This window comes from Elstera litoralis (genome assembly GCF_000963705.1).
Classification (GTDB): domain Bacteria; phylum Pseudomonadota; class Alphaproteobacteria; order Elsterales; family Elsteraceae; genus Elstera; species Elstera litoralis.
In genome coordinates this window covers 1-4,940 of record NZ_LAJY01000140.1, presented here as the reverse complement: position 1 = coordinate 4,940, position 4,940 = coordinate 1, and the positions used below count along the sequence as shown (strand labels likewise).

The 4,940-nt window shown below is 61.4% G+C and carries 4 protein-coding genes and 2 pseudogenes; 4 read left to right on the top strand and 2 right to left on the bottom strand.

The window, feature by feature from the left end; genetic code table 11:
• Window positions 1-232 (bottom strand): annotated as a pseudogene (locus tag VZ95_RS26760) (HNH endonuclease); the annotation flags it as partial.
• Window positions 233-499: 267 nt separating this feature from the next.
• On the opposite strand from VZ95_RS26760, the pseudogene ubiE reads away from it, so the two are divergent.
• Both ubiE and VZ95_RS06875 read left to right on the top strand, forming a co-directional pair.
• Window positions 500-1,222 (top strand): annotated as a pseudogene (gene ubiE, locus VZ95_RS06880) (bifunctional demethylmenaquinone methyltransferase/2-methoxy-6-polyprenyl-1,4-benzoquinol methylase UbiE); the annotation flags it as partial.
• A complete protein-coding gene (locus tag VZ95_RS06875; protein WP_045775197.1) occupies window positions 1,222-2,967 on the top strand; it encodes a monovalent cation:proton antiporter-2 (CPA2) family protein in 1,746 nt (581 codons plus the stop codon). The pseudogene ubiE and the gene VZ95_RS06875, both read left to right, overlap by 1 nt.
• A 138-nt stretch (window positions 2,968-3,105) precedes the next feature.
• On the opposite strand, the gene VZ95_RS06870 is transcribed toward VZ95_RS06875, so the two are convergent.
• Window positions 3,106-3,501 (bottom strand): DUF4170 domain-containing protein, encoded by a 396-nt coding sequence (locus VZ95_RS06870; RefSeq protein WP_045775196.1) that lies wholly within the window; start codon window positions 3,499-3,501, stop codon window positions 3,106-3,108.
• Window positions 3,502-3,746: 245 nt separating this feature from the next.
• On the opposite strand from VZ95_RS06870, the gene VZ95_RS06865 reads away from it, so the two are divergent.
• Both VZ95_RS06865 and VZ95_RS06860 read left to right on the top strand, forming a co-directional pair.
• Complete coding sequence (locus tag VZ95_RS06865; protein WP_052711556.1) at window positions 3,747-4,289, top strand: DNA-3-methyladenine glycosylase family protein; 543 nt, start codon at window positions 3,747-3,749, stop codon at window positions 4,287-4,289.
• Between the two features lie 88 nt (window positions 4,290-4,377).
• Complete coding sequence (locus tag VZ95_RS06860; RefSeq protein WP_045775195.1) at window positions 4,378-4,809, top strand: putative toxin-antitoxin system toxin component, PIN family; 432 nt, start codon at window positions 4,378-4,380, stop codon at window positions 4,807-4,809.
• The last annotated feature ends 131 nt before the right edge of the window (window positions 4,810-4,940 follow it).

The following is a 4,940-nucleotide window of genomic DNA, read 5'->3' as shown; positions in this document are numbered from 1 at the left end:
TAAAGGCCGGTCGGCGCGATGTATGAACGTAATCTTTTAAAGCAATAACCGAAGGCAACTTCATTTCAAAACTGGGACTTCGGATCGTCGTATCATATTCCGAGAGAATATTAACCCTATCCAGAAACACCGCCTTTACCGACTCTTGCCATGACCAGAGCGACAAAGGGAAGTAACTGAGCGGCCTAAAATCAGCATTCAGAACCAAGGCGGGACAATGCACATGAGACATTCGCAAATACCCCCGAAACGACCAGAGGGGAACCCTTGCCAGGGGCTCAAGCAGCGCGTTACGCCTGCCCCCAAGTAGGTATCCTATCCGTCTTACCCTGACAACCCCGGCCCCAGGGGTTTCGGGGCTTGGCACGAAAAATTCACAATGGGCCGGGCATAGTTTTGAAAGCGCAAAGGTTCCCTCCGGCGGAACTTCGCTTTAAAGTGGCTCCCATGACGAACAGCGCCCCCCCGCCCCCTAGCCGCCGACCGGGAAGCCGGTTGGTTCGGCTTCCGCCCGGTCGATCCCGCCCAAAAGGCTGGCATGGTCCGCGATGTCTTCGATAGCGTCGCCGCGAGCTACGATGTGATGAACGACGCCATGAGCCTCGGCGTGCATCGGCTCTGGAAGGCCGCGCTGGTCGATTGGGTGGCGCCCCGCGCCGGGCGCAAATATCTCGATGTCGCGGGCGGCACCGGCGATATCGCCTTTCGCATTCTTCAGCGCGCGCCGGGCGCGCTGGTGACGATTGCCGATATTAACGAGCGCATGGTGTCGGTTGGCCGCGACCGCGCGTTGGATCGCGGCCTGCAATCGGGCCTGTCCTATCTGGTCGCCGATGCACAGCATCTACCCATCCCCGATAGCAGTGTCGATACCTACACCATCGCCTTCGGGCTGCGGAATGTGACGCATATCGATCAAGCCTTGGCCGACGCGTTCCGCGTCCTGCGGCCCGGCGGGCGGTTCTTTTGCCTGGAGTTCAGCCACGTTAACGTGCCGGGGCTCGATAAGGTTTACGATCTCTACTCCTTCAAGCTGCTGCCCGAATTGGGCGCGCTGATCGCCAAGGATCGCGAGTCCTATAAGTATCTGGTCGAGAGCATTCGCCGCTTTCCGCCGCAAGAGGAACTGGCGGCGCGGATGCGCGGGGTCGGCTTCGAGCGCGTGGAGGTGCGCAACCTCTCCGGCGGAATCGCCGCGATTCACAGCGGCTGGAAGCTTTAATGGGCGAACTGTTTACCATCGTCATTCTGCTCGGCGCGGCGGTGATTGCCGTACCGCTGGCAAAACGCGCCGGGCTTGGGTCGGTGCTAGGGTATCTTGCCGCAGGCATCGTCATCGGCCCGGCGGCCCTCGGGCTCGTGACCGATGTGGACGCCATGCTGCACGTCTCGGAATTCGGCGTGGTCATGCTGCTATTCCTGATCGGCTTAGAACTGAAGCCCTCGCGCCTCTGGGTCATGCGGCGCACGGTGTTTGGCATCGGCGGGCTTCAGGTGATCGTAACGGCGGCGCTCTTGGCGGCAATCGCCCATTGGGCGCTCGGCTTTACGCCACCGATTGCGCTGATTTGCGGCTTCGGTCTCGCGCTTTCCTCCACCGCTTTCGTGCTGCCGATGCTGGCCGAACGCGACCTTTTGCCGACGCAGACCGGCCGCGACGGCTTCGCCCTGCTGCTGTTCCAGGATCTCGCCATCATTCCGCTCGTGGCTCTCCTGCCGCTGCTGGCCCCGGACGGCACTGCCGCCGCCGCCGCCGATCCGTGGCGCGCGGTCGGCGAAGCCGCGATGGCCTTGGTGCTGGTGTTTTTCGGCGGGCGCTTTCTGATCCGGCCGATCTTCCGCATGGTCGCCGCCTCCCGAACCCATGAAATCTTCATTGCCACCGCCTTGCTGGTCGTGGTCGGCACCGCTGCGCTGGTGCAGGCCGCTGGGCTCTCCATGTCGCTCGGCGCGTTTATCGCCGGAGTACTGCTGGCCGATAGCGAATATCGCCACGAGTTGCAGGTCGATATCGAACCGTTCAAGGGCCTGCTGCTCGGCCTGTTCTTCATCGCCATCGGCATGGGCTTGCGGCTGGATCTGCTGGCGCAATCGCCGTTCCGGCTCCTAGTGCTGATCCTGGGGTTGATGGCCTTAAAAGCCGGTGTCATCTACGCTCTGCTTCGCGCCACGGGCCGGAAGGACGCGAGCGCTCGGCAAACCGGCCTCGCCCTTGCACAAGGCGGCGAATTCGGCTTCGTGCTGTTCCAGCAGGCGATGGCCGACAAGGTGATGGGCGCGGGCGAGGCGGCGGAACTCTCGCTCATCGTCACCTGCTCGATGATGCTGACGCCGCTGATCTTCGCCGCCTACGAACGCTGGATCGCCCCGCGCCTTGTCGAAGCCAATCCGCAGCGGGAGTTCGATGCCCTGCCGGACGATGCGCCGGAAGTTATCATTTGCGGCTTCGGGCGCTTCGGCCAGATTGTCGGCCGCCTACTCAGCGTGCGCCGCATCCCCTTTACCGCGCTGGAAACCAACGCCAAGCAGGTGGACTTCATCCGCCGCTTCGGCAGTCAGGTCTATTACGGCGACCCGACCCGCATGGAGCTGCTGCGCGTCGCCGGGGTGGAGCAAGCGCGCGTCGTCGTCATCGCCTTCGACGACATCACCTCCGCCATCAAGCTGGCGACGGAAGTGCGCGAGAATTTCCCCCATATCACCCTCTACGCCCGTGCCCGCAATCGCCGTCACGTCTATCTGCTGATGGAAGCGGGCTTACCGCCGGAAAACATCCTGCGCGAAGCCCTCCATTCGTCGCTCATCATGGGCGAGCGGGTGCTAACGACCCTCGGTATGACGCCGCTGGAGGCCGAACGCACCGTTCGCACCTTCCGCGACCATGATGAAGCCATGATCGTCAGCCAATTCGCCGTGTTCCAAGACGAGGCGCAGTTGATCCAAAGCTCGAAAAAACGCCGCGCGTGAACTGATGGATCTCTTTGAAAACGACGCGCCGCCGGACCGGCGCGCGCCGCGATAAAGTCTTAGCAGGGCTTTGCCCCGCACCCCACTCAAGGGTCAACCGACCCTTGAGAATCCGGGGTTCCTAAATCACAAACAGCTCTAAACCACCGTTTCTTCGACGACGCGAAAACGTTTGGTGCAACTATCGACCGTGGACCAAGCGGCTTTCTGCCACGCGGCATGAGCCGTTTCATAGGTATCGAACGGACCGATCCGCTCTTCCTGCGCGCCTTCGACCAATTGCCGGAAGCCGGTATCGACATAATCGCCGCCGATTACCCAATAGCGCTTCACCCGCTTCGGGCCGGCCTCTTCGATAATGCGGAAGCGGAAGTTGCAATTATCGACCGTCGCCCAAGCTTTCGCCTGCCATGCGGCTTTGGCCTCGTCGTAGGAGGCGAAGGGGCCAATATGCTCTTCTTCCGTCCCGGCAACGACGCTGGTAAAGGCGGTATCGGTGTAATGGCCCCCGACGACCCAATAGCGGCTCGGCATTCGTGTTTCTCCCGCACTGCAGCAGTTTCCAAAACTGGCGCTACCCTACCGATGCCGAGGGCCAGGAGCAAGAAGCGGGAGGACAGGCGCGCGAGGATATGCTAAAAAAGCGCAGGAACAAGCAGGAAACAAACCATGCCCCTAACGCGCTTGGAGTCTGATGTCGATTTAGTTCGGGCGCTTGAAGCCCTGTCCACGCAAGACGCCGACATCGCCCGCGAGTTCGCCCGGATCGGTGCACCGACTTGCGGCGCTGGCCGCGCGGGTTCGAAACCCTGTTGGACGTGATCTTGGGCCAGCAGCTTTCCGTTACCGCCGCCCGCACGATCCGCGACCGAATGAAGGCGCTCGTGGGGGAGGTCACGCCGCAAGCCATTCTCTCCGCCTCGGAAGAAGCTTTACGCGGCTGCGGCTTCTCCGGCGCAAAAGTGCGCTACGCCCGCGCGCTGGCGGAAGGCTGCGACAGCGGCGCGGTACGGCTCGACGGGCTGGAAGACATGCCGGACGACGACGCCCTCGCCCATCTCGTCGCCGTCAAGGGCATCGGGGCGTGGACGGCGGAAGTCTATCTGCTCTTCGCCCACGGCCGCATCGACCTGTGGCCCGCCGACGATATCGCCGTGATGGAGGCCCTGCGGCACCTGCGGAGTTGGGAGGAACGCCCCACCGGCAAAGCCCGCCGCCTCGGGGGCGAGCCCTTCGCCCCCTATCGCGGGGCCGCCGCCCATTTCCTCTGGCACCTCTACCGCAACCGGACGGATCGCGATGCGGTGGTGATCGAGGGATGAGCGGGAAAAGGACGAGGCGCTGCCCCGTACCCCGCCAGGAGCCGAGCGGCTCCTGGACCTAGCTTTCTTGGAGAGGGAATCGGCGCCCATGAGATTTGTCCTCGATACCTGCATCTTGGTATCGGCGATCCGCAGCGCGAACGGGCCGTCTCGGCAACTCCTTAAGCTGGTGTTGCAGGGGCGTCTAAATCCGTTGGTATCAGTTCCGCTCATGGCGGAATATGAGGCTGTTATGACCCGACCAGAGCATCTCGCGCGGGCTCGATTATCCCGAAACGATGTTACTGAGATTCTGGATGCGATGACCCTATATATAGAAAGAGTGCCGCTCTGGTTTTCAATAAGACCAGCAACCAAAGACGCGAATGATGATATGGTTTTGGAAACTGCCGTGAATGGTCGTGCCGACGCCCTCATAACAGAGAATATAGAAGACTTCAAAGAGGGGGCACTGCGGTATGGTATTCAGGTTCTGAAACCGAGTGCAGCACTTCATAGCATGACGGAGATGAAGCGATGAACGCAGTTCAGATTACTGATGCCGCTTTGATAGAGCAAGCTGAAGCTATGGCAAAGCTGAAGGGCGTCACGGTCAGTAAGATCATCACCGATACCCTTGCAGAAGCCTTCCGCATGGAAAATTATTTCAAT